The organism is Novosphingobium sp. CECT 9465, from assembly GCF_920987055.1.
Lineage (GTDB): Bacteria > Pseudomonadota > Alphaproteobacteria > Sphingomonadales > Sphingomonadaceae > Novosphingobium.
The window spans coordinates 2,302,504-2,324,477 of record NZ_CAKLBX010000001.1 but is presented as its reverse complement, the minus strand read 5'-3'; the positions used below and the strand labels follow the sequence as shown (position 1 = coordinate 2,324,477).

Below are 21,974 nucleotides of genomic sequence, written 5' to 3'. Positions count from 1 at the left end.
AAATAGCGTCAATGTCCGATTCCAAGACCTCCGCCCTGCGTCTGATTTTCGAGAGCATCCTGAGCGCGGGATTGGCGGTCGGTGCCGCTACGCTTGCCCAACCTTGGCTATCGTTGGCGAACCTCGCCTTCGTTTTTCTCGCTCCGGTCATATTTGTCGCGGGAAAGCGTGGTCTGGCAGGTGGGCTGGCAACGGCACTGTTTGCCACGCTTGGCTTCAATTTCTTCTTCGTTCCGCCCGCATACACGCTGCACGTTGCCGATGTAGACAACCTGGTCACGCTTCTGGCGCTCGCGCTGACGGCGGCACTGGTCAGCCAGCTTTCTGCCCGATTGAAAGTGCAGGCGATGCAGGCAGGGGCATTGGCGCAAATGAGCTTGCGTCTTGCTACCTTCACGCAGGATCTGGCGGCTTGTGGCACTGAACCGGCGGTGCGCTCAATCGCCGAAGATCGGATAGGGGCATGGACCGGGGCAGAGTTATGCTTTGTCGATCCTGATAACGACGAAGCCTTGTCACCACTGGATGCAGCAGCGGCCCGTTGGGCGCTTGCGCACAAAGTCGAAGCGGGGCGCGGAACGGATGTGATGGCTGGGGCGGACGCGCTGTACATACCAATCCAGGAAAGCACCGTTCCGATGGTGGCGCAGCTTTGGCGCGGGACGGGCACTGTGCCGGTCCCGAATGACAGCCTGGAACTGGTGAGGCAGATGCTGATTCGAACAGGTGTTGCGCTGCACCGTGTCAATGTTGACGCGCGGCTTCAGCATGAAGCGATGCGCGAGGCCGTTTTGGCATCTATTGGTCATGATCTCAGGACGCCGTTGACAGGCGTGATCGCCGGGTTGGCCGCTTTGCCATTGGATAAGCAAGGGATTGTCGAAGCCAGTCGCGCCGAAGCGGCGCGACTGGAACAACTCGTCAGCAACATTCTTGATCTTGCCCGTCTGCGTTCGGATGCTTTGCCCGATGCGCGGGAGGCCATCGATCTGACCGATGCGGTCGATGCCGTGATGTCCGCGCTTGCAAGCAGGCTGGCGTCGCATCGGCTCGATGTGGGACTGGCAACGGACCTGCCGCTTGTGCGTTCCGACGCGCGGATGCTGCATCACATGCTGCTTAATCTTCTCGACAATGCCGTCAAGTTCAGCAAACCGGGCACACGCATTCTGATCGAAGGAAAAGTGACAGAAGGCAGTACAATGCTCGTCATCACGGACGAGGGGCGCGGTCTGTCCGAAAGCGCGGCCGGTCTCCCGAAGCGCGATGTGGCCGAGCGGGTGCCCGGCAGCGGCCTTGGTCTTGCAGTGGTGTCAGGGTTTGCGGCGGCGCTTGGCATAAAATTTGTTGCATCAAACCGAACCGACGGAACGCAAGGAGCAGTGATGTCATTGAGGTTTCCGCAGGCGCTTTGGATCAGCCAGGCAAGTCAAACCGCATGATGCCTCCGGCAACGATTCTTGTTGTTGATGACGAACTGCATATTCGCCGCCTCCTCTGCGCCGCGCTCACTCGTTCGGGCTATGCTGTCATTGAGGCCGAAAACGCGAAGGCAGCGCTGCATATTGCGCAAACGCGCCAACCTGCTGCAGCCTTTGTCGATCTTGGCTTGCCGGATCGCGATGGGCTGGAACTAGTCGACATCCTCGCGCGGAAAGGTGGCATGGCCATACTGGTCGTCTCGGCACGCGATGCTACCGCAGACAAGATTGCTGCGCTTGACCTTGGCGCTGATGATTTTGTGATGAAGCCTTTTGATAGCGACGAACTGCTTGCGCGGTTGCGCGCGGCGTTGAGGCGGCAGACGCCGGTCGACCGGGAGTCCGGCCCGATCGCCGTTGGTGAAATCGAGATTGACGTGGCGGCGCATGTCGTCCGCAAGGGTGGCGCTGAAATCCACCTGACTCCAAAGGAGTTTGCCTTGCTCGCCCTGCTTGCCCAGCACCGGGGGCGGGTGGTCACCCACGCGCAGCTCTTGCGGACCATCTGGGGTAAGGGCCATGAAAGCGATCTGGAATACCTGCGTGTTGCGGCACGCAATTTGCGGCTGAAGCTGGAGGATATACCGGGACGGCCCGTGCATATCAGGAATGAGCCAGGTATCGGATATCGCCTGGCTGGCTGAGGCACTGGCCAATCCCGGTTGCGCGCGCCTATGGATTACCCGAAGAATCGTTTCCGGCTCCAGGGTTTCGTCATCCTCAGGCTTGGCGTTCGAGTGTGGAGCGCCGGGTTTGCAAAAGGCGCTCTCCCGGCAAGCTATTGCGCTGTCATCCCGGCGTCGATCACATGTTCTGCGCCGGTTATGTAGCTCGATTCATCACACGCCAGAAACAGCACGAGGTTTGATACTTCCTCAGGTTCGGCAATGCGCCGCAACGGGATTTGCAGCAGCGCATCGCCGCCGCCTTCGTCAGTCGCCTCGATCATCATCGGGGTCATGATAAAACCGGGATGGACCGAGTTCACGCGGATGTTGCTGGGACCATATTCCACAGCGGCAGCCTTCGTCATGCCGCGCACGGCGAATTTGCTGGCAACATAGGCAAGGCTGGGAAAGCCGTAGTTGGCGACCAGCCCCGCAATCGAGGAAATGTTGACGATCGAGCCGCGCCCGCCCTTGAGCATCGAAGGAATGACGGCATGCATGCCAAGATAGACCGAATGCTGGTTCACTTCGCAAACTTTGTGATAATCGGCTTCGGTCACGTCCGCAGTTTTTGCCATCACCCCCAGAATGCCCGCGTTGTTTACCAGAACGTTGATCGGGCCGAAGAAATCTTCTGCAGCCGTGACGACCCGCGCCCAGTCTGCGGCGCTGGTCACGTCATGTTCGATGAACTTTGCGTTGGGACCAAGCTCGCGCGCCAATGCGTCGCCGGTGTCAGATCGCAGATCGGTCAGGACCACTTTCGCGCCTTCGGCAATGAAGCGCCGGGCATGCGACGTTCCCATGCCACGTGATGCGCCGGTTACAATCGCGGTGCGGCCATCAAGTTTACCCATTTCAGCATCTCCGGCTTTTGCGGGCCGTGGAGCATTCCCGGCCATCGATCATTGCCTGCGATCAACGTTATTGTTGAAAGATTGTGCCGCAGTCAACACTAACGTTTACAAAGGGGGCGTCATCAGGCTAGCACAGACGAGTATAAATGTGCGGCAGCGGTTCGGGCAAGATTGTGGCCGGGCCTGCGCAGGCGAGGGAGGCAGGACGATGACTCGATCGGTGTCCGATGAGAACAAGACAATAGTGGCGCGGTTTTTTGAACTTTTCTCCAGCGGCGACGTGCCGACACTACTGGATGCGATAGCGGATGATGGCAGTTGGTGGGTTTCAGGCAGGTTGGAAGGCATGTCCGGCCGCTATGACAAGGCGAGCTTCGGGCCATTGGTGGAAAGCGCCAAGGCAATGTACAAATCGGGCGGCTTGACGATCACGCCTGTTTCCATGATTGCCGAGGGCGACAAAGTGGCGGTCGAGGCGACGGGATTTGCCGAACTGGCCGATGGCCGGACTTACCTGCCGCAGTATCACTTTCTGGTGACCGTACAGGGCAACAAGATATTCGAAGTTCGCGAATACATGGACACGCAGCACGCCAAAGATATCTTCTTCGGTGCTTAGGGGCTGGTTGCAGGCACGTGATCGCGCGGGTCATCCACGCGATCCGCCCGTTGCCCAACGCCGGCAAATCCCCGCACCAAACAGCCCTAGTTCTGCAAGGTCTGGACTGCGGCCGTGACGGTAACAAGCGGGGTGAACAGCTGACTGATCAGATTCAGCAGCTTGCCCGGCTGGTTTGCGGACGCATTGCCAAAGTAGAGCACATCCCTGTCGCGCATGAGGAAGCGCTGTGTCAGCAGGTATGATCCCGCGCGCATCATGTTGACGTGATACACAACGGGCACTTCGGCGCCCTGATCGTTCCTTGCATAGCGGAACAGGAAGATCGCCGCCGGATCGCCGGCTCCCGGACTGACGCCGCCCGCAGATGCCATTGCCTCGGCCAGCGATACCGTCGAGCGCGCGAAACCGATCTGTTCCACCCGGCCGGGCGCGCCGAGAACCGAGAACGACTGCGGGCTGTTGATCAGCATGAAGCGGTCGCCCGGATAAGCGGGAACATCCAGCATCGGATTGTCGACCAGATCGTTGAAGCGTATGTCCACGTTGCGGTTCTGGCGGACCACCCGCAATGTCAGATCCCTTGCGTTGCCGCGGTAACCGCCTGCCAGGGCAACCACATCGGACAAGGTTTCGCGGTTCGTCTGCAAGACCAGGCGACCCGGTTTGTTGACCTCGCCGCTTACGATCACCGAGTTGGTGATCGATTGCGTCAGCGTTACGAGGACCTTGGGGTCTTGTGACAAGCCGCGCAAAGCACGCTGAATCTGGGCTTCGACTTCGCCCACCGTCCTACCAATTACCCGCAGCTTGCCTGCGTAAGGTATTGAGATATCACCATTATCGTCGACGCGGCTCGGCGGCAACTTTTGAACCTGAACGCCAACCTGGTTGACTTGCCCCGCCGCAGCGCCGGCACCACCACCAGAGAACAACGTGACGCCTGCTTCGTAGATGCTTACTTCGAGCACGTCGCCAGGGCCGACCATATCGGTCGGTGGCGGTGCAAGAGCTGGCAGGGGAGCGGTCAGCGATGGGGTGATGCCGGGCGGAATATCAGCAATGCTCGCCACTTCAACGACCTGGATCGGAAGGTTGGCCTGATCGATCTGCAGCGACTTTCCGATCTGCTTTCCGGTCGGCCCGCTTGTCGGCAACGAAGCGCAACCGGCAACACCTGCAAGCAGGAACAGGGGCGCTAATTTTTTAACCTGCATCACGGAATGAACTCAATACTTTCCTTCGGGAAGAGCACGCCCCGGTAGCACCATCTTTCACGCGCGGACAATAGCCGTGAGCCAGCGCGTTCGCTTTCTCTTCCGATTTCTGATCCGATAACGTCAGAATTTTCGAATGGCCTCTCAGGGCTTTTCGAGAAGCATCACGGCATCAAGTTCGAATACCCCACCCCAATGTACACGGCGCGTGTCAACTATGCGAAATCCGCTTCGTACTGCGAGATGATGGAAGATATTTACCGAATTGAAATTTCGCCAGTGTGGATTGTCGTGATAAAGGCCGCCGGGGGCACCCTGGTAATTCGAGAAGTGCAACAGTGCTTTGCCGCCCGCCATAAGCACCCGGAAAATCTCGTCCATATACACAATAATGTCCTGAAGCTCGAAATGAACCATGGCATCATAACAGAACAGCGATGTGAAGCTGTCGCTTTGCACGGGAAGCGTCGAACCGTCATTCTTCATGACCGATACATTTGGAAGTCCGGCAAAACGGTCTGCGCAAAAATCAATGTTGGACTGATTGATATCAATCAGGGTAAATCTCCGTTTCGGCGCAATCACTTGGGCGGTATGCCGCCCATGGCCGCATGCCAATTCCAGGCAATTGGCGAGATCGAGTTGCTCGAACATTGTCAGAAACGGATAGTCATGGCTCCAGAAAATAGAGGTCTGATCTTCAGCCAGTTCATAGTAATGAGAGACAGCCCAGTCGTTCTTGAGAATTGACCGCGCTTCGGCAATTGTGGGCTGCATGGGACGAAACCTCCATTGCGGAACCTGCCGATGCTCGGCCTAATCGTCCCTTGCCTTGAAACTCGAAACAGGAGCCTAAAGTTCCAGAGTTTGCCAACGCTCGCCTGGATAAGATGTACAGTATTGATTTATAACAAAAAATTCCTTCTCACCCTTTTGATCAATCTTCAGGTTACGGCTACGAAGACATGGCTTGATCATACCGAAGGACATCGGCGATTTGCGTTGATCGAAGAATTTTCCAGAGAAACCGTAGGCGCCGCCTTGCTGAACAGAACCTCCAAAGCCTATGCCGGAGCCTGAGATTTTTCGCTGAACGTTGGCAGGGCCACACGGCGACAAACAGGGTAATGTTGTCATGGGCAAGGTGGCCGAAAGCTCGCGTTTCTGGAAGTTTTCGTCAAATATCTGGAATTTCGGAGATGCCATCGCCGAGCTGATTTATGATAGGCTGCTGTTCAAATTCACGCCTTACTATCCGGCGCCGTGGGTAATAGGCAGCATGATTTTCGACGGCGCTCCGTTGTGCGACGCTGAAACCGACAACAGACTGCTTCCGCCATATTCGGATCAAATGGAAAGCCAGTCGGTGTTCTGGGGGTGTGGAGCGAGAGCCGCAGGATCGCTTGCACCCGATAACGCGCAGGCCAGCGTTTTTCTGGGTGTGCGCGGGCCGCTGACCGCATCGGACCTCAATCTGGGTACGGACATACCGATCGGCGATCCGGCCCTTTTCCTGTCGGCGCTCTACACGCCGGAAAGCAGTGCCCGGTTTGTGGGAAAATCGGTGTGCATGCCGCATTTCTCGGATAGCAGGTCCGATATCGAACTGCTCGCCCTGACTGGGTGCGACGAGGTGCTGCGGCCATTAATCGCAGCACACAGCAATGATGATCTCTTGCGGATCATCGATGCACTTGCCTCAGCAAAATTCGTCCTCGCCGGTGCAATGCACGGAGCGATCGTCGCTGCCGCCTACAGTGTACCGTTCGGCTATCTGGCCAGTGATGAGGTGGATTGCCCTTTCAAATGGGCCGATTTCTCTGCATCTGTGGGGATACCTTGCGCCTTTCACCAGACGCTGACCGAAGCAGTGGAGCATTATCAAAGGGAAATCGCGCCACAGATAATACTGCCGTCGATGTGGCCGCTACTTTGCCGTGCGCCAACATTCATTCGGCCAGAAGGCTTGCTCAATGTCCTGAAGTACGAACTTTCCAGGTCAGGGGGAGGGGATGCAGCCCACGCGCTCGATCCCTACATCGCTGTCATGCGGTCTTCTCGTCAGCGAACCGAACGGCTGGACAAGCTGGCATGCCGGATCGCCAACGACATTCTGCCTGGTGTTGCAGCACAGCGCGACGCAGCCACGTTAACTTCCAATTTGGATGAAATTTCAAAGGATAATCACGAACTTGACAATCTGCGGGCCGCATTGGATGCAGAACGGCATCGCTGCGCCGACCTTGCTCAGGTCGTTCAAACGCTCACCGCTTCAAACGATGCGATGCACGAGGAGTTGATGGTTATCGAAAAGGATTTCGTGCTTCATGTCACCGAAAAGGCGAATGAAGCGGCCGGGGCGCGTATGGACGCCCAAGTTGTCCGAATCGAGAACGAACGGTTGAGTGCCGAACTTGCTTCCGCGCGCGAGCAGGCCGCGCAGCGATCTGCGGAGTTTCTGGAAGCCCGGATTGATGCCCGGCTGGCCCACGCTGAAAATCAGCGCCTTGCTGCGGAACTGGAAGAACTCAGGCAGCAGGCTGTACGCCAGTCGGCGGACGTTACCGCGCAGTCGGCGGAAGTCATCGAGCAGGTCGTCAGGCTTTCGACGCTGACATCGGAACTGAACGCGGACAAGCAAGCGCTTGTCGCCGAAGTCGATGCGGGGCGGGAGAATTTGCGCAAACTCACTGAAGAGTTGGCGCAGCAAAGGACGCAGCACGACGCACTTCGCCACGAGTTGAACGGCATGCGTGAGGTAGAGGAACGCCTGTCCCATGCGACAGCTGCGTTGGAGGCTGAACTGGACCGGCAGAATGCGCTGGTACATGACACAAGACTGAATCTGGCAGTTGCGCAAGAGGAAGTGGCCCTGGAACGTGCGGCAAAGCTGCAGGCTGCCGGACGGCTGGGGACTATCGTGAAAAGTGTGCAATCGCGACGTGTTGGTCCTGCGGTCCTTAAATTGCGGGCTGCCAGCAGGCATGATCGCCAGGTGGCCGCAAATACCGATTTGATCCTGCAATTCCTTGCGAAGTTTCCCGACCATCAGCTCGGAATGTCCTCCGAAGGGCGCGAGGAGCGCGTCATCGCCTACCTTGAAGGGGCAACTTCATGTGTTGCTGACTTCCCGCTTATCGACCGTAATCATTACTACGCCAGAAATCCCGATGTGGGCGAAGTCGGCCTTGATCCGTTCATCCACTATCTGCAGCATGGCCAGCGCGATGGCCGGTCGCCCAGTCCTTTGATGGATTATGACTTTTACGTTGCCAGCTATCCCGAAGCAGCAAGGTTCGAACAATCGTGCCTTGAACATTACCTGCGGTTCGGCGTGGCAAAGGGCTATAACCCCTGTGAAATGTTTGACACGCGTGGCTATCTTGACCGCTATCCCGACGTCAAGGCAGCGGGCCTCAACCCGCTGATCCATTACTTGCGCCACCCGGATTGCCAGCCCCATGCATTGTTCGATTCCCATTTCTACCGGACTTCGAATCTTGATGTGGTGCGCGGTGGTTTCAACCCCCTGATTCATTACCTGGCCTATGGCCGCGAAGAAGGGCGCCCTGCGCGGCCCACGCCGCATCAGCCACAGGTGAACCGGCAGCCGTTGTCCGGGCATCGGACCGAGGCATCGATACAAGGCGGAATCTCCGAAGCGCCTGCCATGCCGATTGCGGCAAACGCCAACTCGCAGATCGTGAATGCAGCTGCCATGCGGCCGCTCGTGGTGATGATCGATGCCTTTTGTCCGCGGCCCGATCAAGACTCAGGTTCTCTCGACCAGGTCAATTTCGTGCGGATATTCAGGGCACTAGGCTATGACGTGGCATTTGCTGCGCTGCTGGATTTTTCTGCCGATGCCGCAAAGCGCAAGCCGGTCGATGACGCCGGGGCCGAGTGCATAACCTCGGAAAGGTATGTGAATATCGAAGAGTTCGTGTTCCTCAATGCAGAGCGGATCAGTGCGTTTTTCCTATCGCGTTACAATTTTGGCGGGAGCTGGATCGAACGGGCGCGGATGTTCTGCCCTGATGCGCAGGTAATATTCAATACAGTCGACCTGCATCATGTCAGGGAAGAGCGCCACGCGCGCCTGACGCAGGACGAAAAGGCGCTCGAATCGGCAGCGCAGATGCGGACCGACGAACTTGCAACGGTCGATGCCGCAGATGTCACGATTGTCGTTTCGCATTCCGAGAAGGCCATTCTCGAAAGGGAAGCGCCGGGCGCGGATGTGAGAGTTGTGCCGCTTATCCGGGATATCCCGAAGCGCATATTGCCCGGATTCGAAGCGCGATCTGGTATTGCGTTCATAGGTGGTTTTCAGCACGCACCCAATATCGATGCCGTTGAAACTTTCCTAGACGAGGTCTGGCCGCTCCTGCACAAGGCTCGCCCAGACATGATTTTCCATGTCATCGGTTCGCACCTGCCGCCCGAACTGGCTGAACGGAAAGACCCCAACGTCGAATGGGTAGGCTACGTCCCCGAACTCGAACCCCATCTCGACCGTGTACTGGCGACAGTCGCGCCGCTACGTTTCGGTGCGGGTGCAAAAGGCAAGGTCGTCAGCAGCCTGCTTAACGCAGTACCCTGCGTGGCGAGCGAGATCGCATTCGAAGGCATGGGAATTCCCGATGGCCACGGTGTTATAGCGGCGCGTTCGCCAGACGAATTTGCCAGCAGGATCATGGCCCTGGCAGACGATCCAGAATTGTGGGCGCAAACATCCAAGCGCGGTTTTGAAGCCGTAAACGCGGCTTATTCCATCGAGAAAGGTATCGAGATCGTTGCCGGGATTTTACCACGGATGGAAGCCAAGTGAGCGAGCAGGCAGTGTCGCCCGAAGCTACATTCTCGGTCGTAATTCCGCTGTACAATCACGAACCGTACATCGAAAGCGCATTGCAGAGCGTGTTTGCGCAGACCGTGCAGCCAATCGATATCGTGCTTGTGGATGACGGTTCGACCGACAACGGCCTTTCACTTGCGCGGCAGTTGCTCGCCGATTTCCCTGACGCCATCGTCGTCAGGCAGGACAATCAGGGTGCGCACAACGCGATCAACAAGGCGATTTCGCTGTCCCGCGGCTCTCACGTCGCGGTGCTTAACTCGGATGACCTGCTCAAGCCGTACAAGCTTGAGCGTTGCGCCAGGCTGTTTCGGGCAAATCCAGACATCGACCTCATTTTTGGGCGAGTGGAGATCATCGATACGGATGGCGCCTTCGTCGAGCGCAACGAGACGACCGATTGGCTGGCAAGAGCGGCGGCGTTCTATCGTCAGTGCGGTAATCTTCCGCTCGCGCTGCTCAATGAGAACTTCGGTGTGACGACGTCGAACTTCGTGTTCACGCGCAGGCTGTGGGAACAGGCCGGCGGGTTTTCCAACTTGCGGTATTGCCATGATCTGGATTTCCTGATGGCTGCCGCGCGCTATGGCAGGTTGCTGTACGATGCGCGGGGCGGAACCCATATTTCGTATCGGGTGCATCCGACCAACACGATCAAGGAGACGCTCGAAAAAGTACATCTCGAAATCGCCGCAGTCATCGTGACCGCGCTCGACAGGGAAACACTGGGTCTGGCGTCAACGAATATTCAAGGCATGGAACAGCGTGTCCTTCGGGACATGATTGAGCGCAAGGGCCTGGCATCGCTGGTTGCCTCGCTGGTTCCGTTTCGCCGCCCGTTTGAGCAGCGCGGCGAATTCTACGCGGGGATTTCGGGCAACCGTGAGCGCAACGCTACGCAGCCTGAAACTGCGCGGCGCGAACGGCCCGCAGCAGTGCCTGCCGTGCCAATGCAGCCCATCCGGGTTGCCGTCGAGCTTTCTAATTTCGATCGCGGCGGGCTTGAAAAGGTCGTGCTGGATTGCGCGGTGGATTTCCGTCGCTGCAATGTCGAACCTACCATCATTTCATGTGGCGATGTGGGCCATCTTGGTGCGATCGCACGCAAGAATGGTATAGAAGTCATTGCACTGCCAAAGGAAGATCGGGAAAGTTTCTATAAATCGATAATCCGGGACCGCAATATCGATATCGCGATGTCGCATTTCTCGAACGTCGGATACCCGGTATTCAGAGACATGAATGTCCCGAACATCACATTCATTCACAACGTCTACGCCATGCTTCGCGACAAGGCGCTTGAGGATTTTCTTATCGCCGACAAATTCGTTGACCGATACATTTCCGTTTCGGGACTGGCGACAGACTATGTAGTTCAAAAATATGGGATTGATCGGCAAAAGATCGAAACGATCCCCAATGGCCTTATCGTCGACGAACACCGGACGCGGCGCGATCAGCAACCTGCCGATCGGGCGCAGTTCGGTGTAAACGGTAACGATTATCTGTTCCTCAATGTTGCATCATACAACCTGCATAAAGCGCATTATCTGATGGCTGAGGCGATGCGCCTTATTCTGCGCAAGCGGAACGACATCAAGATACTGTGTGTTGGCAATGTGATTTATCCCCCCCACATTGATCGCTTGCGTGCAGATATCGAAGAGTGGGGGCTGTCGGATCATATGCTGATGCCGGGTTATTTCGACGACGTTGCCCCATTGCACAAGGCTGCCGATGCATTCCTGCTGCCGTCATTGATCGAGGGCTGGAGCATAGCGATGAACGAGGCGATGTATTACGGAAAACCGATGATTCTCAGCCGAACCGGAGGCGCACCCGAAGTCATCGAAGATGAAGACATCGGCATTCTTGTACCGAACGAATATGGTGCGGTGACCAATCTTGATTCTCATGTTCTTGATCGCATCGGTTACGAGCAGCGAAAGTTCCAGACGGCTCCTTACCTTGCCCACGCAATGACCCGATTTGCGGACAATCGTGACCAATGGAAAGAGCGCGGCAAGCGTGGCCATGACAAGATCATGGCCAGCTATGATTTTTCCCAAGTTACCGACCGTTACGTCGCACTCTGCCGAGAAGTGCTGCGATGCCGAAAATAATTGGTCAGGGCACCTATCTGGCTAGGTGGTGGGACGCGCTGCTGTTCTTTCTCCTGAACAACGTGTTCTTCAAGTTCACCCCGTACTGGATGCGCCATGCCTATTTGCGCAAGGTGATCGGTATTGGTCTGGGGAAGGATTCGAGTGTTGCGATGTCTTGTTTCGTGACCGGCAACGATATCAGGATCGGCAATAACACCGCGATAAACCGGTTTTGCTATCTTGATGGACGGGGACCGCTGTATATCGGAAACAATGTCAACGTGTCCCATTACACGTTGATCCACACGCTGACGCACATCGTCAATTCGCCCTACTTTCATGCCCAGCAAAGGCCGGTTGCGATAATGGACGATGCCTGGATCGGGGCGAGGGCCATCATTCTGCCAGGGGTCACGATTGGCCAGGGTGCCGTCGTCGCGGCCGGGGCAGTCGTCAGTCGTGACGTTCCGCCATATGCCATCGTCAGCGGCAATCCCGCGCAAGTCGTCGGGGAACGGACGCGGGATCTGCGCTACAAGACGCGGTATTTCCCATTCTTTGATACCGATATTCAATGATCCGCCTGACATCGTCGGTACGACGTGAAATGATTGTCCGGCGTTACGGGGTTCTGTAGATTTCGCTCGACCGGTCCAGTACGCGATGATGCGTCATGTCCATGAATAGCGTTGTGTCCCAGCGTTTCTGCAACACGGCAAGCTCCTTCATGTACCGGTCGAGATGTTCGGTCGCCATGTCGAGGCCACGTGATTTACTTTCATGGTGGATCAGCACGGCTTCGGGCGCATAGATATTTCGCGCACCTGCTGCCCGCAATTTCAGGCAGAAGTCGACATCATTGTAGGCGATACGCAGATCGGTTTCGTCCAGCCCTCCCACGGCGTCGAACAAGTGGCGCGAAACGACGAGGCATGCAGCCGTCACCGCGGTCGCTTCACGCGCGATCAAAGCATGGGCAAAATATCCTGCCTCCCCGTGTGGCAGACCACGGTGGGCATGGCCGGCCGCATTGCCCATACCCACCACCACACCTGCATGCTGTATTGACCTGTCAGGGTACAGCAATCGCGCGCCGACCGCGCCGACGCCGTCCCGGCAGGCATGACGCATCAGTTCGGTCAGCCAGGTGCTGTCGATGATCTCGATGTCGTTGTTGAGCAGGCAGAGAAACTCTCCGGTCGCTTCTCTGACCGCAAAATTGTTGATGGCAGAATAATTGTAGGGGAACGGCCACGACACGACCCTGACGCGCGGATCTGCGCTGACACGGTCGAGAAAGGCCAGTGTATCAGGCTCGATGCTGCCGTTATCCGCGATTATAATCTCGAAGTTCCGGTAAGAGGTCTGATTGAGCACACCTTCCACGCAGGGTTGAAGCAGGTCCAGACGGTCGCGCGTGGGGATGACGATACTGACGAGCGGCTCCCTGACCGGCAGTTGCCATTGCACAATGGCGGTTCCGAATGAACCCTCCAGCACTTTTGCATCAGATGTCGCGGTCAGGTGTCGCTGCAATGTAGCCAGCCGTTCCGGGCACTTTCGCTGCCAGTAGCCGACAGGGGTCGATATCGTGACCCGGTTGAGATGCGAGACAGGTTGGCTTGGCGATGCGACCATCTGCAAAAGCAGGGCATAGACCGGGCTGCTTCCCTCATCTGACGTCATAATCTTCGGCATCGCCTGCCGCGCAGCCATGACCGGAATGGCACACGCCGCAGACAGATAGTCCTGGGCAAGGAACATATCACGATCCCAGCCGGGCTTGAACCAGGGGTTGAATCGCCGTCCTGCGGCGGAAAATTCATCCTGATCGCCGTACAGAACGGGCGGGTCTTGTTCTGATTGCTCACCGATTGCGGCAGCGAAAGCCAGCAGAGCATGCGGCGGCAGTCGGCAATCCCCATCCAGCGGGACGATATAGGCCGTGTCTGCCTGATCGAGCGCCGCAGCAAGCGCAGCGCTTTGGCTGGAGTAGCCGGATACTGTCCGCACACGAGGGTCGTGTGAAAAACCGTTACCGGCGCTTTCCACGCTCTGCGCTGTGGTTGTGATGATCATCCGCCAATGCGGCCACGTCTGGTTGAGCACGGAGCCGATTGCTGACCGGAATTGATCGGTGGCGAAGGCTCCGATATGCAGATGAACGGTGATTGGGCTGCGATGATCAACGATGGATGGCAAGGCACCGATTGTTGCAGCATCATCGGCGGCACAGTCATTTACCCATTCGTCGTATCGGAAGGGCAATCGAAGGATGGCATCGGCCAATTGCCCTCGCGCGCGCACCCGCTTTCCCGCAACATGCCAGAACGCAATCATCGCCGCCCGGACCGGGCGGCGCAAGGCCAGTTGAAACCACTGCCGAATTGTATTGTTCATGGGGCGAAGGACTTGGTCGCAGGAGCTTTGGCGATCATCGCGACAGGCGCTTGGCCAGCCAGCGTGCTATCCCTCCGCGTGGTTTTTCGGCATGCCCAGTGTTAGACACAGGGGCGTGCCGTTCAACCGGTTCTCCAAGATACATATTCGGCCGGGCGCGCTCGTCATTGATCGCGATGAGGTTGCGCAAATCCAGCCTGCCAAGCGGTTCGTCCGAAAATGCTGGCGTATAATAGATGCAATCATCGAAGTAGTAATGCGTTACCTGTGACCAGCGCGTAAGGCGCGGATCTGTCTGGAGACTTCCTCCGTGGAGAAGATTGGCACACCAGATCAGTGCCTGCCCCTTCCTTGCAAGAAAGGTTCCGGCTTCTGCACCATGGGCGTTTTGAAGTGCTGCCCAGGCCGGGCCGTAAGGATCTTGTGCCGAATTCAGCGCGTTGCCGAAACCGCGCCTTCCCACCATCGTATTGTTCACGATCGGCCAGCGATGCGATCCCGCCAAATAGAAAAGAGGGCCTGCCTGTGCCGATATATCTTCCATCGCCAGCCAGACCCCGCACATGAAACGTTCAGGGATGCTGGAAAAATGTGCAGTATCCGCGTGAGCGTCCTGCTGTGTTCCGACCGGAAAATTCAGCGTCTGGAACGGAAACGATCTGCGCCCATACAATTTTCCCAGCAAGTCCAGGATACCATCGTTGGCAGCGATCGCGCGGACATCATCATCGAATTTCCATGCGTCCTGAATACGACGTTCGCCAGTTGTCTTGTCTGCTTCTGGATTGTCCAGGTCCACGCCGAACCGTGGCGCAAGATTGCGCCTGATCCGTTCGATCCGCGCACCGATCTGATCGTCCGGGAAATCGAGTACGGCAAAGCCATCGCGGTGCAGGTCGGTCGCGATGCGCCATTCCTCGGCAGTCAAACCCAACGACGGGGCAAGCGATGGAAACAGGGGAGACTCGATCAAGGGTACGCCGGGGAGGGGGTTGTTCACGGGACAAATGCCTTGTGGGTTAAAGCCGATCAGGGACTGCTCTAGCGCAGCAGGATGCGAGCGGAAAGCCGAGCCGCGAAATCCCAGGCCATGTGGGCGGCCATCAATGCTGCTCGCGGGACACCGCCTCTGGCTGGCAAAATATCCCGGACGATGATTGCGAAATCGTGATAGACCGTCTTGCGATCGTCAAGAGACAGATAGATTTTCCAGAAATCTGCTTGTCCGACTGCCTTGGGCATGTTGAAAACGCCGTGATAACCAAAACTGAGGTTCAGGTTCCCACTGCGCTCGGTTGCAAATCGTCCGGCAAGATCCGATCCTGCAAATCGCATGCCGCGCGCTTCGAGCCAGCTTCGGTTTCGTCGGCAGATGGCGACATCCTCAGGATGCATGGTATGGAAACCGGGCGCGCGGCAGGCTTCCATCAAACGACGGCTTCGCAATGAAAATCCGCCATTGCCCACGTCATGACCATCGCCGAATTGCGGCCATGGCGCGCCAATGTAATCGTATTCCAGGAATTCAGGCCGCCAGCGGCGCGCATCCAGCACATGGCCATCCCATTGCACTATAAGGCAATGACTGGTGGAAACATGATCCGGTAGCTGCTGAAGCACGAATGCCGAATAATCCTGGGAAGAACGCAGAGGTGCAATCGATACGATCTCTATGGCAGGATTGCTCGACACGACCGGCACATCCGTCAGCAGCTTGCATGCGCCGAAACGGATATTCCGCATCGATGCTTCCATCGCCTTGAAAGTGGCTTCGATGTTGACGCAACTTACCGCACACAAAGTCACATCTGGCATGTGCAGTGGTGTGTCACCGGGATCGGATGGGGGCGGGGTCAAGACACTGGCTCTACAATCGCACGACAAAGCGTTCACTGAAACGGCTGAGATTTGGGTGATGAAACGGGTCCGGCATCATGTCAGTGCTCCAGTTCGCCTTGAGAGCGGCCAGTTCACGGGCAAGGCGGCGGGCGCCCACAGGATCGCGATCCAACCCGCGTGAAACCGATTCATGGTGGATCAGCCGCGCTCGCGGTTCATAGAAAGATTGCCATCCGCGCTGGTTCAAACGCAGGCAAAGGTCGACGTCGTTAAACGCTACCGCGAAGTTTGCCTCGTCGAGTCCGCCCACAGCCATAAATCTGTCGCGCCTGACGACAAGGCATGCGGCCGTCACTGCCGAGACGAACTGGGGAAGGACGTGGCGCTGGAAATAACCCTGCTCGTCTGGCCGGAGCAGGCGGTGTGCATGAGCCGCCCCTCCACCAATTCCGGTCACCACTCCGGCATGCTGGGTTCTTCCATCGGGGTAGAGCAGATGAGCGCCGACGGCGCCGACTTCATCACGCATGGCCTGTGCAGCCATGGTCATGAGCCATTTCGGCTCGGTCACTTCGATGTCGTTGTTCAGCAGGCACAGCAACCGCCCTTGGCCAAGCTGCGCGGCGCGGTTGTTCATGGCCGAAAAGTTGAACGGGCCGGGGTGACGCAGTACCTTGATCCGTGCAGGCAGGGCATCCAGATAAGCGAGCGATTCCGGCTCGTCGCTATCGTTGTCCACGATGATTATGTCGAGCGCCGGATAGTCGGTGCGGTCGATTCCAGCCAGACAGGTTTTGAGAAGATCGGCGCGATTGCGGGTCGGGATGATTACGGTGACCGGCGGCAATTCCTGGTCGACGTGTGCAGGCGTTGCAGGAATGCTTGGTGCGGGGCGCGTTCGCCGGTGATGGAGGATAATGGGCAGGTGGGCCGGGGGCGGCGGTGTGCCCGCTACGTGCGCGGTCAGCCGGGCAGCCCAATCCGGGCCGGAACAGGCAGCAAGATCCGCCTGAGTCGCCCGGATGATGCACGCACCGGTCAGGAAATCGAAATGCGCGAAAAGTTCGGAATTCCAGGCTGGCTTGAAATGCGGGGCGGTGCGCTTTCCCTGCTGGTCCAGCAGGTCGTCATCGGCATAGATCAACCTGCGCCCATCGTGGATTGCCTTGCCATAGGCGTCTGCCGCTCCCGCTTGCAACCGGTCACCTGGGGCAATGGGCATCAGCCACGGATCACTTTGCCAATCGATCAAAGGGATTTTCGATGCGAGCGACGTGTCTTCGTCAGCCCCTATCAAATGCGCGCTCAGGCCTTGTTCGGCAATGGAGCGCAGCGTTAGTTCCAGATGGCCGGGCAAGTGCTGCCCCGTGGTCATGTCGACCAGCACGACGATTGGCGAAGCCGTGACTGGCTGCGCTGAAACTGCGCCGTTACGCAGCAACCAGAGCCGGTAAGCGCTGGCAGAATGCCCCAGCAACGGTGCCAGTTGCGCGCGCGCGCGAACGCGCTTGCGGCAGATGCGCCACCACAGGGCGACCAGATAAGCCCGCGGATGGGCGAACAGCGCATCGCAATGTACACGTATGCCCAACCAAACGCCCAGAGCCTTGCGCGCGCACCGTTCGGCCAGTCTGCCGGTCTTTTCGCAAGCGTCGGTCAAAGTTGTGCTTGTCACTTATTCCGGGTTGGCATCACCACGGCGGCCTGAAATGTGGAGAGGCTGGATGATACAGCATTAAAGACTGTCATATATACCGATGGCTTCTGCGACGTCATCGTATGCCATCGCTCGACCACCATTAATAACCAATGCACGGTTGCAATAATTCTTCACGAAATCGTTACTGTGTGATGCCAATATCATCGAGCGGTCGCCACGCTTCTCAAACAATTCATAATGGCACTTGCGCTGAAAGTTCTGATCGCCGACCAGAATGATTTCATCGATCAGGTAGCAATCAAATTCGATGGCCAGGGACAACGCAAACGCCAGTCGCGCACGCATTCCTGACGAATATGTTTTGACCGGCATCTTGAGCTGTTTGCCAAGCTCGGTGAATTCTTCAACGTAATCGCGCAGATCGTCGTAATTGCGGTCATAGATGCGGGCGATGAAGCGGGCGTTATCATAACCTGTCAGGCTGCCTTGGAATCCACCGGCAAAGCCGAGCGGCCAGGACAGTGACATTTTCCGCACCACCTTGCCCGATGTCGGCATTTCGACGCCGCCGATCAGCTTTATCAGCGTGGTCTTGCCAGCCCCATTGCGTCCGAGCAGGGCGAGGCGGTCTCCCGGATTCATGGAGAAATTGACATTGTCGAGCACAAGCTTGCGACCCGCACCGTGCTTGTAGGTCTTGCAGAGGTTTTCGCAGGCAATCATTCGACGGTCAGGGTCCTGCGGATCCGGCGGATCAGTATCAAGCCAATGATCGCTGCTACTGCCGAACAGATGATGGGGTTCCAGATATTGTAATATGCTGTGATATCATCGCCCCAGATGCCCTTGCGCATCATCTCCATGCCGTTCACGAACGGCGACATCAGAAGATACTCACGCGGCCCCGGAGCAAGCCACGCGGCAAGCGTGAACAGGCCCGATACGGGGATCATCACATAGGTCGTCACCGGAATCAGTTTTTCGACCACCTCGGACATTTCCGAGATCGGGGCGATGATGAGGCACAAGGAGAACGAGAACAGCGCATACAGCACCCATCCGGCAATCAGCAGACCGGGATTGGCCGGGACCGGAAATTCGCCGACTGCGATCAACAGGGTGCCGATAAAGAGATACGCCATCATGCCGCCGATGAATTCGATGATGAAGCGCACCAGAACGAAGTCGAGAATCTTGATTTGCCGATGGTACATCAAGCTGCTGTTTGCCGTGAAGATGCTGGCGGAGCGCATCACGCCATGGCGGAACAGCGTAATGGGAATATAACCGCTGACGACGAACGCGACAATGCTGATGCCGTGTTCCTCCGGGCCACGCCACAGGCGCCAGATCAGCGCCACCAGTCCCGCGAAGAGAAGCGGTTCCGCCATGATCCACAGGAAGCCGATGTTTTCCCGACCGTACCGTGTGTTGAGTTCACGGATCATCAGGGCGTGGATGACCTGCGTTTGCCGACGCCAGCCTGCCTTGAGGTTCCGAAGGTTCAGTTGAGGCATGTCTACTCGTCCGGTGCGTGTTCTAGAATACCCACGACCAGCATCCACCCGATGAAGTAAAGGCATAGCGCACCGGCCGCTACGGCGAGCAGGCTGAGGAACCTGTGAGGAAGCAGTGGCGTATCGGGCAGGTTGGGATCAACCACGCGTTCAAGATAGAATTGCTGTTGTTGCGCTTCGGCGCGGGCCTGGACAAGGGCGGCCTGGGCCACGTTGAGGCTTTCCGTGGCAAATTCCTGTTCGACAACCAGGTTTTCGTATCCGCCCAATTTGGAGGCGATGCCGTCGCTGCTTCCAACCACCCGGCTGTCCTGCGAAGCGATTTGTACCGAAATGGCGCTAATTCGGTTCTGCAACGCCGGGATTGAAGGGTTGTTCGGGGTCACGCGTTGCATCTGATCAAGCTGGGCCAACAGCGCCGCTCGTTGTGCAACGAGATTGTTCGCGATTTCCAACACTCCGACGGCCTGCTTGCCGGGATCGATAACCTCTTGGGAATTGCGGAAACGGGATAACGCCACGCGGGCGTTCAGTGCTCTGGCGGTCGCCAGTTCCACCTGCTTTTGTGCTTCGGCAACACCGCGGGTCTGGGCGCGTTCGTTCAGGCGATTGACCAAGCCTTCGCTCAGATCAAGCAGCCGCCGATTGATTGCATAGGCGTCTTCCGGTTTGAACGCCTTGACCTTGATCACTGCAAGGCCGGTGTCACTTTCAAGCCGGGCATCGACGATATTGCCGTAGTAATCGTACAAATCTTCGAAGGTGTTATCCTGAAAAGGCTTGGGAAAGCGCGAGGCAAAATCGACGCCGTCAGCAGTGTACCTTGATTTGAAATCAATGTCCCGAACGAGGCTCTTGAGTGCATCACGCGAATGGACGTAGCCAAGGATTTCATTGGTTTGCTCCTGACCGCCCGAAAGGCCGGTGGTCTGGATCAAGCTGGCCAGCGTCGATGATTGAGCGCGCTTCTGTCCCGGACTCTTTATGACAAAGCGGGACTCCGAAATGTACACGTCGGATGCGATGAACCCGTAATAGATCGCTGCCAGCAAAGTTGGGGCGATGACGACAATCAAAAACCAGCGCCGTTTTCTGATCCACGCAAGGAGCGGTGAAAACCTTGAGACGGGCGGTGTTTCGGCCGGCAAAGAGTGTTCAATTGTCATAGGAAAATCTTCGCAGGGCCTTGAAAAACAGAAATCGTAGAGGCTTTTGCGCTAGGACATGTTGTGTCGGGACGCAAGATACGCACGTCGCCATGTGATCTGCGGCTTCGTGTCTGGCCGATGCATTTCGCCAAGGTTCTCATGGGGAAAAGGGTGTTCATTCGGGCGGCAACAACCGCCCTTCGAATCTTGCTATTGCGTGTCTGACGACAACCGCGAGAGCCTTTTCCGAGAAAAATCCGCCGGGGATCAAGCATCTGTCGATCAATACGCGGCGAAATGCCTTGAAGGTGGTCTCGTCGGGTGCATCGGGCGCGGTCCAGAATGCATCGATGCCTTTCTGGCAGGTGATCCCCTCGATGTCGTAGACCGCAGTTCCCAGCACTACAGCCGGGATGCCCATCGACAGACCCAGTGTACCGCTGGTGCTGTTGATCGTGACCATGCCCTGTGATCGGCGCGCGACCGGCACGATGTCTCCACTTGGCAGGTAGTCGACCCGGTCGGCGATGCCGAACCGCGCGGCCATATCCGCTGTAATCTGTTGCCAGTCGCGTACACCGTTATCCAGCGGGTGTTCCTTCACCACAAGGCGCGTGTTTGCCGGAGCATGGGCGGCAAACGATGCGATGACGACTTTCAGCGCTTCGGCAATGCCTGCGAAAGGCGAATGGAGCCGGATTTGCGCGTCGGAATCGAGTTGCAGCGGAAACAGAAAGTACGGCGTGGGCGATGTTTCCAGCCGAGCGATCAGCGCAGCAGCTTCGGCATCGCGTTCCTTGCGGCGACGCAGCTTGCGCATCCAGCCCATGCCTTCGACCAGCGGGTGCCAGGGGCGGTGGTTGTTCCAGTTGGAATAGTGCCAGCGTGTCAGCACGTCGGCCACATTGTATGCCAGCCCTTCGATCGCACGTCGGCGGAACGATGAAGGGACTTGCCGGTGTTCGGGCACAGGGGGCAGCGCGGCGGCAGTATCGCGATACCATTGCGGATCGCGCGGCAGGGTCGAGTGGCCGTTCACGCCATCGCGTTCGAAGGTAACCCAGTCAGGCCGGATATAGCCTTCTTCGAAGACATGGACCGGGATGCGCAACTCCCGGCACACTTGCGTGGCGATCATGTGGTGATCGCGGCAATCGCCAAACAGCACGACATCGGTGATCTGCTTGTCTGCAACGATGCCTTTAAGCGCCTGCGGCCAGTCGGCCAGCGTTCCGCGATAATCGATGCCGCCGGGAAGCCGCCAGAAGAACCGGTCCCCGCCGTTGAAGTTGATCTTGTGGACGCGGTGCCCGGCTTCGATCAGCCCTTGCCCCAACCGCCGGAACAGCGGTCCCATCAGGCCCTGAAGAAGGAGTACGCTGCGTTTTTCACGCCGTGGCGGAAGGCTGGCCGCCGGAGCCTGGACATCTTCCGAAACAGGAATCGGGAGGGTCGACGATTGCATCGGGTACGACATATCCGTTTGCCCTAATCCCAAGAAGGCTTCCGGTCGATGCATCACGTACTGCTTTCCACCGGGCAATTGCATCCACATGGGCAAGGTTCGGCGGTGACAGCCGCACCTGTAATTGGTATTCGCCTGCC

At 57.5% G+C, this 21,974-nt stretch carries 18 protein-coding genes; 6 read left to right on the top strand and 12 right to left on the bottom strand.

Annotated features, from left to right (window positions below; genetic code table 11):
- The first annotated feature begins 11 nt into the window (after window positions 1-11).
- Both LUA85_RS11085 and LUA85_RS11080 read left to right on the top strand, forming a co-directional pair.
- Window positions 12-1,442, top strand: a complete 1,431-nt coding sequence (locus tag LUA85_RS11085; RefSeq protein WP_231469679.1) for a DUF4118 domain-containing protein — start codon at window positions 12-14, stop codon at window positions 1,440-1,442.
- Window positions 1,439-2,125, top strand: a complete 687-nt coding sequence (locus LUA85_RS11080) for a response regulator (protein ID WP_231469677.1) — start codon at window positions 1,439-1,441, stop codon at window positions 2,123-2,125. Before LUA85_RS11085 ends, LUA85_RS11080 begins: the two co-directional genes overlap by 4 nt.
- Window positions 2,126-2,259: 134 nt before the next feature.
- Here the strand turns inward: LUA85_RS11080 and LUA85_RS11075 are convergent, their stop codons facing one another.
- The gene (locus LUA85_RS11075) at window positions 2,260-3,006 is read right to left on the bottom strand and encodes a glucose 1-dehydrogenase (RefSeq protein WP_231469676.1); all 747 of its coding nucleotides are present in this window, start codon (window positions 3,004-3,006) and stop codon (window positions 2,260-2,262) included.
- A 208-nt stretch (window positions 3,007-3,214) separates the two neighbouring features.
- On the opposite strand from LUA85_RS11075, the gene LUA85_RS11070 reads away from it, so the two are divergent.
- The gene (locus tag LUA85_RS11070) at window positions 3,215-3,625 is read left to right on the top strand and encodes a nuclear transport factor 2 family protein (protein WP_231469674.1); all 411 of its coding nucleotides are present in this window, start codon (window positions 3,215-3,217) and stop codon (window positions 3,623-3,625) included.
- Window positions 3,626-3,711: 86 nt separating this feature from the next.
- Here the strand turns inward: LUA85_RS11070 and LUA85_RS11065 are convergent, their stop codons facing one another.
- The 3 genes from LUA85_RS11065 to LUA85_RS11055 all read right to left on the bottom strand — a co-directional run bounded on the left by LUA85_RS11065 (window position 3,712) and on the right by LUA85_RS11055 (window position 6,048).
- Window positions 3,712-4,842: a polysaccharide biosynthesis/export family protein gene (locus LUA85_RS11065; RefSeq protein WP_231471847.1), complete on the bottom strand. Its 1,131-nt coding sequence runs from the start codon at window positions 4,840-4,842 to the stop codon at window positions 3,712-3,714.
- A gap of 144 nt (window positions 4,843-4,986) precedes the next feature.
- The gene (locus tag LUA85_RS11060) at window positions 4,987-5,619 is read right to left on the bottom strand and encodes a class I SAM-dependent methyltransferase (protein WP_231469672.1); all 633 of its coding nucleotides are present in this window, start codon (window positions 5,617-5,619) and stop codon (window positions 4,987-4,989) included.
- A 75-nt stretch (window positions 5,620-5,694) separates the two neighbouring features.
- On the bottom strand, window positions 5,695-6,048 hold the full coding sequence (locus tag LUA85_RS11055; RefSeq protein WP_231469670.1) for a hypothetical protein: 354 nt from the start codon (window positions 6,046-6,048) through the stop codon (window positions 5,695-5,697).
- 145 nt (window positions 6,049-6,193) lie between these two features.
- Here LUA85_RS11055 and LUA85_RS11050 point away from each other — a divergent pair, with 145 nt between their 5' ends.
- The 3 genes from LUA85_RS11050 to LUA85_RS11040 are packed head-to-tail and all read left to right on the top strand — an operon-like array spanning window position 6,194 to window position 12,383.
- Window positions 6,194-9,673 (top strand): glycosyltransferase, encoded by a 3,480-nt coding sequence (locus LUA85_RS11050; RefSeq protein WP_231469668.1) that lies wholly within the window; start codon window positions 6,194-6,196, stop codon window positions 9,671-9,673.
- Window positions 9,670-11,823, top strand: a complete 2,154-nt coding sequence (locus LUA85_RS11045) for a glycosyltransferase (protein ID WP_231469666.1) — start codon at window positions 9,670-9,672, stop codon at window positions 11,821-11,823. Before LUA85_RS11050 ends, LUA85_RS11045 begins: the two co-directional genes overlap by 4 nt.
- Window positions 11,811-12,383: a DapH/DapD/GlmU-related protein gene (locus LUA85_RS11040; protein WP_231469664.1), complete on the top strand. Its 573-nt coding sequence runs from the start codon at window positions 11,811-11,813 to the stop codon at window positions 12,381-12,383. Before LUA85_RS11045 ends, LUA85_RS11040 begins: the two co-directional genes overlap by 13 nt.
- Window positions 12,384-12,426: 43 nt before the next feature.
- Here LUA85_RS11040 and LUA85_RS11035 read toward each other — a convergent pair whose 3' ends face one another.
- The 8 genes from LUA85_RS11035 to LUA85_RS11000 form a co-directional block, all read right to left on the bottom strand.
- Window positions 12,427-14,205: a glycosyltransferase gene (locus tag LUA85_RS11035; protein WP_231469662.1), complete on the bottom strand. Its 1,779-nt coding sequence runs from the start codon at window positions 14,203-14,205 to the stop codon at window positions 12,427-12,429.
- Between the two features lie 34 nt (window positions 14,206-14,239).
- On the bottom strand, window positions 14,240-15,205 hold the full coding sequence (locus LUA85_RS11030) for a phytanoyl-CoA dioxygenase family protein (RefSeq protein WP_231469660.1): 966 nt from the start codon (window positions 15,203-15,205) through the stop codon (window positions 14,240-14,242).
- 41 nt (window positions 15,206-15,246) lie between these two features.
- On the bottom strand, window positions 15,247-16,020 hold the full coding sequence (locus LUA85_RS11025) for a DUF5672 family protein (protein ID WP_231469658.1): 774 nt from the start codon (window positions 16,018-16,020) through the stop codon (window positions 15,247-15,249).
- A 52-nt stretch (window positions 16,021-16,072) separates the two neighbouring features.
- Window positions 16,073-17,719, bottom strand: a complete 1,647-nt coding sequence (locus LUA85_RS11020; protein ID WP_231469656.1) for a glycosyltransferase family 2 protein — start codon at window positions 17,717-17,719, stop codon at window positions 16,073-16,075.
- A gap of 60 nt (window positions 17,720-17,779) precedes the next feature.
- On the bottom strand, window positions 17,780-18,427 hold the full coding sequence (locus tag LUA85_RS11015) for an ABC transporter ATP-binding protein (RefSeq protein WP_231469654.1): 648 nt from the start codon (window positions 18,425-18,427) through the stop codon (window positions 17,780-17,782).
- Window positions 18,424-19,221, bottom strand: a complete 798-nt coding sequence (locus LUA85_RS11010) for an ABC transporter permease (RefSeq protein WP_231471846.1) — start codon at window positions 19,219-19,221, stop codon at window positions 18,424-18,426. Before LUA85_RS11010 ends, LUA85_RS11015 begins: the two co-directional genes overlap by 4 nt.
- Window positions 19,222-19,223: 2 nt before the next feature.
- Window positions 19,224-20,387, bottom strand: a complete 1,164-nt coding sequence (locus tag LUA85_RS11005) for a Wzz/FepE/Etk N-terminal domain-containing protein (RefSeq protein WP_231469651.1) — start codon at window positions 20,385-20,387, stop codon at window positions 19,224-19,226.
- Window positions 20,388-20,544: 157 nt separating this feature from the next.
- On the bottom strand, window positions 20,545-21,846 hold the full coding sequence (locus tag LUA85_RS11000) for a capsule biosynthesis protein (protein ID WP_371823679.1): 1,302 nt from the start codon (window positions 21,844-21,846) through the stop codon (window positions 20,545-20,547).
- Between the last annotated feature and the right edge of the window lie 128 nt (window positions 21,847-21,974).

Excerpts from the sequence above, each read along its gene's own strand:
- LUA85_RS11010 (WP_231471846.1), bottom strand. The coding sequence starts at position 19,221 with ATGCCTCAACTGAACCTTCGGAACCTCAAGGCAGGCTGGCGTCGGCAA.
- LUA85_RS11015 (WP_231469654.1), bottom strand. The coding sequence starts at position 18,427 with ATGATTGCCTGCGAAAACCTCTGCAAGACCTACAAGCACGGTGCGGGT.
- LUA85_RS11040 (WP_231469664.1), top strand. The coding sequence starts at position 11,811 with ATGCCGAAAATAATTGGTCAGGGCACCTATCTGGCTAGGTGGTGGGAC.
- LUA85_RS11005 (WP_231469651.1), bottom strand. The coding sequence starts at position 20,387 with ATGACAATTGAACACTCTTTGCCGGCCGAAACACCGCCCGTCTCAAGG.
- LUA85_RS11085 (WP_231469679.1), top strand. The coding sequence starts at position 12 with ATGTCCGATTCCAAGACCTCCGCCCTGCGTCTGATTTTCGAGAGCATC.
- LUA85_RS11055 (WP_231469670.1), bottom strand. The coding sequence starts at position 6,048 with ATGGCATCTCCGAAATTCCAGATATTTGACGAAAACTTCCAGAAACGC.
- LUA85_RS11080 (WP_231469677.1), top strand. The coding sequence starts at position 1,439 with ATGATGCCTCCGGCAACGATTCTTGTTGTTGATGACGAACTGCATATT.
- LUA85_RS11025 (WP_231469658.1), bottom strand. The coding sequence starts at position 16,020 with ATGCCAGATGTGACTTTGTGTGCGGTAAGTTGCGTCAACATCGAAGCC.
- LUA85_RS11035 (WP_231469662.1), bottom strand. The coding sequence starts at position 14,205 with ATGAACAATACAATTCGGCAGTGGTTTCAACTGGCCTTGCGCCGCCCG.
- LUA85_RS11000 (WP_371823679.1), bottom strand. The coding sequence starts at position 21,846 with ATGTCGTACCCGATGCAATCGTCGACCCTCCCGATTCCTGTTTCGGAA.
- LUA85_RS11065 (WP_231471847.1), bottom strand. The coding sequence starts at position 4,842 with ATGCAGGTTAAAAAATTAGCGCCCCTGTTCCTGCTTGCAGGTGTTGCC.
- LUA85_RS11070 (WP_231469674.1), top strand. The coding sequence starts at position 3,215 with ATGACTCGATCGGTGTCCGATGAGAACAAGACAATAGTGGCGCGGTTT.
- LUA85_RS11050 (WP_231469668.1), top strand. The coding sequence starts at position 6,194 with ATGGAAAGCCAGTCGGTGTTCTGGGGGTGTGGAGCGAGAGCCGCAGGA.
- LUA85_RS11060 (WP_231469672.1), bottom strand. The coding sequence starts at position 5,619 with ATGCAGCCCACAATTGCCGAAGCGCGGTCAATTCTCAAGAACGACTGG.
- LUA85_RS11075 (WP_231469676.1), bottom strand. The coding sequence starts at position 3,006 with ATGGGTAAACTTGATGGCCGCACCGCGATTGTAACCGGCGCATCACGT.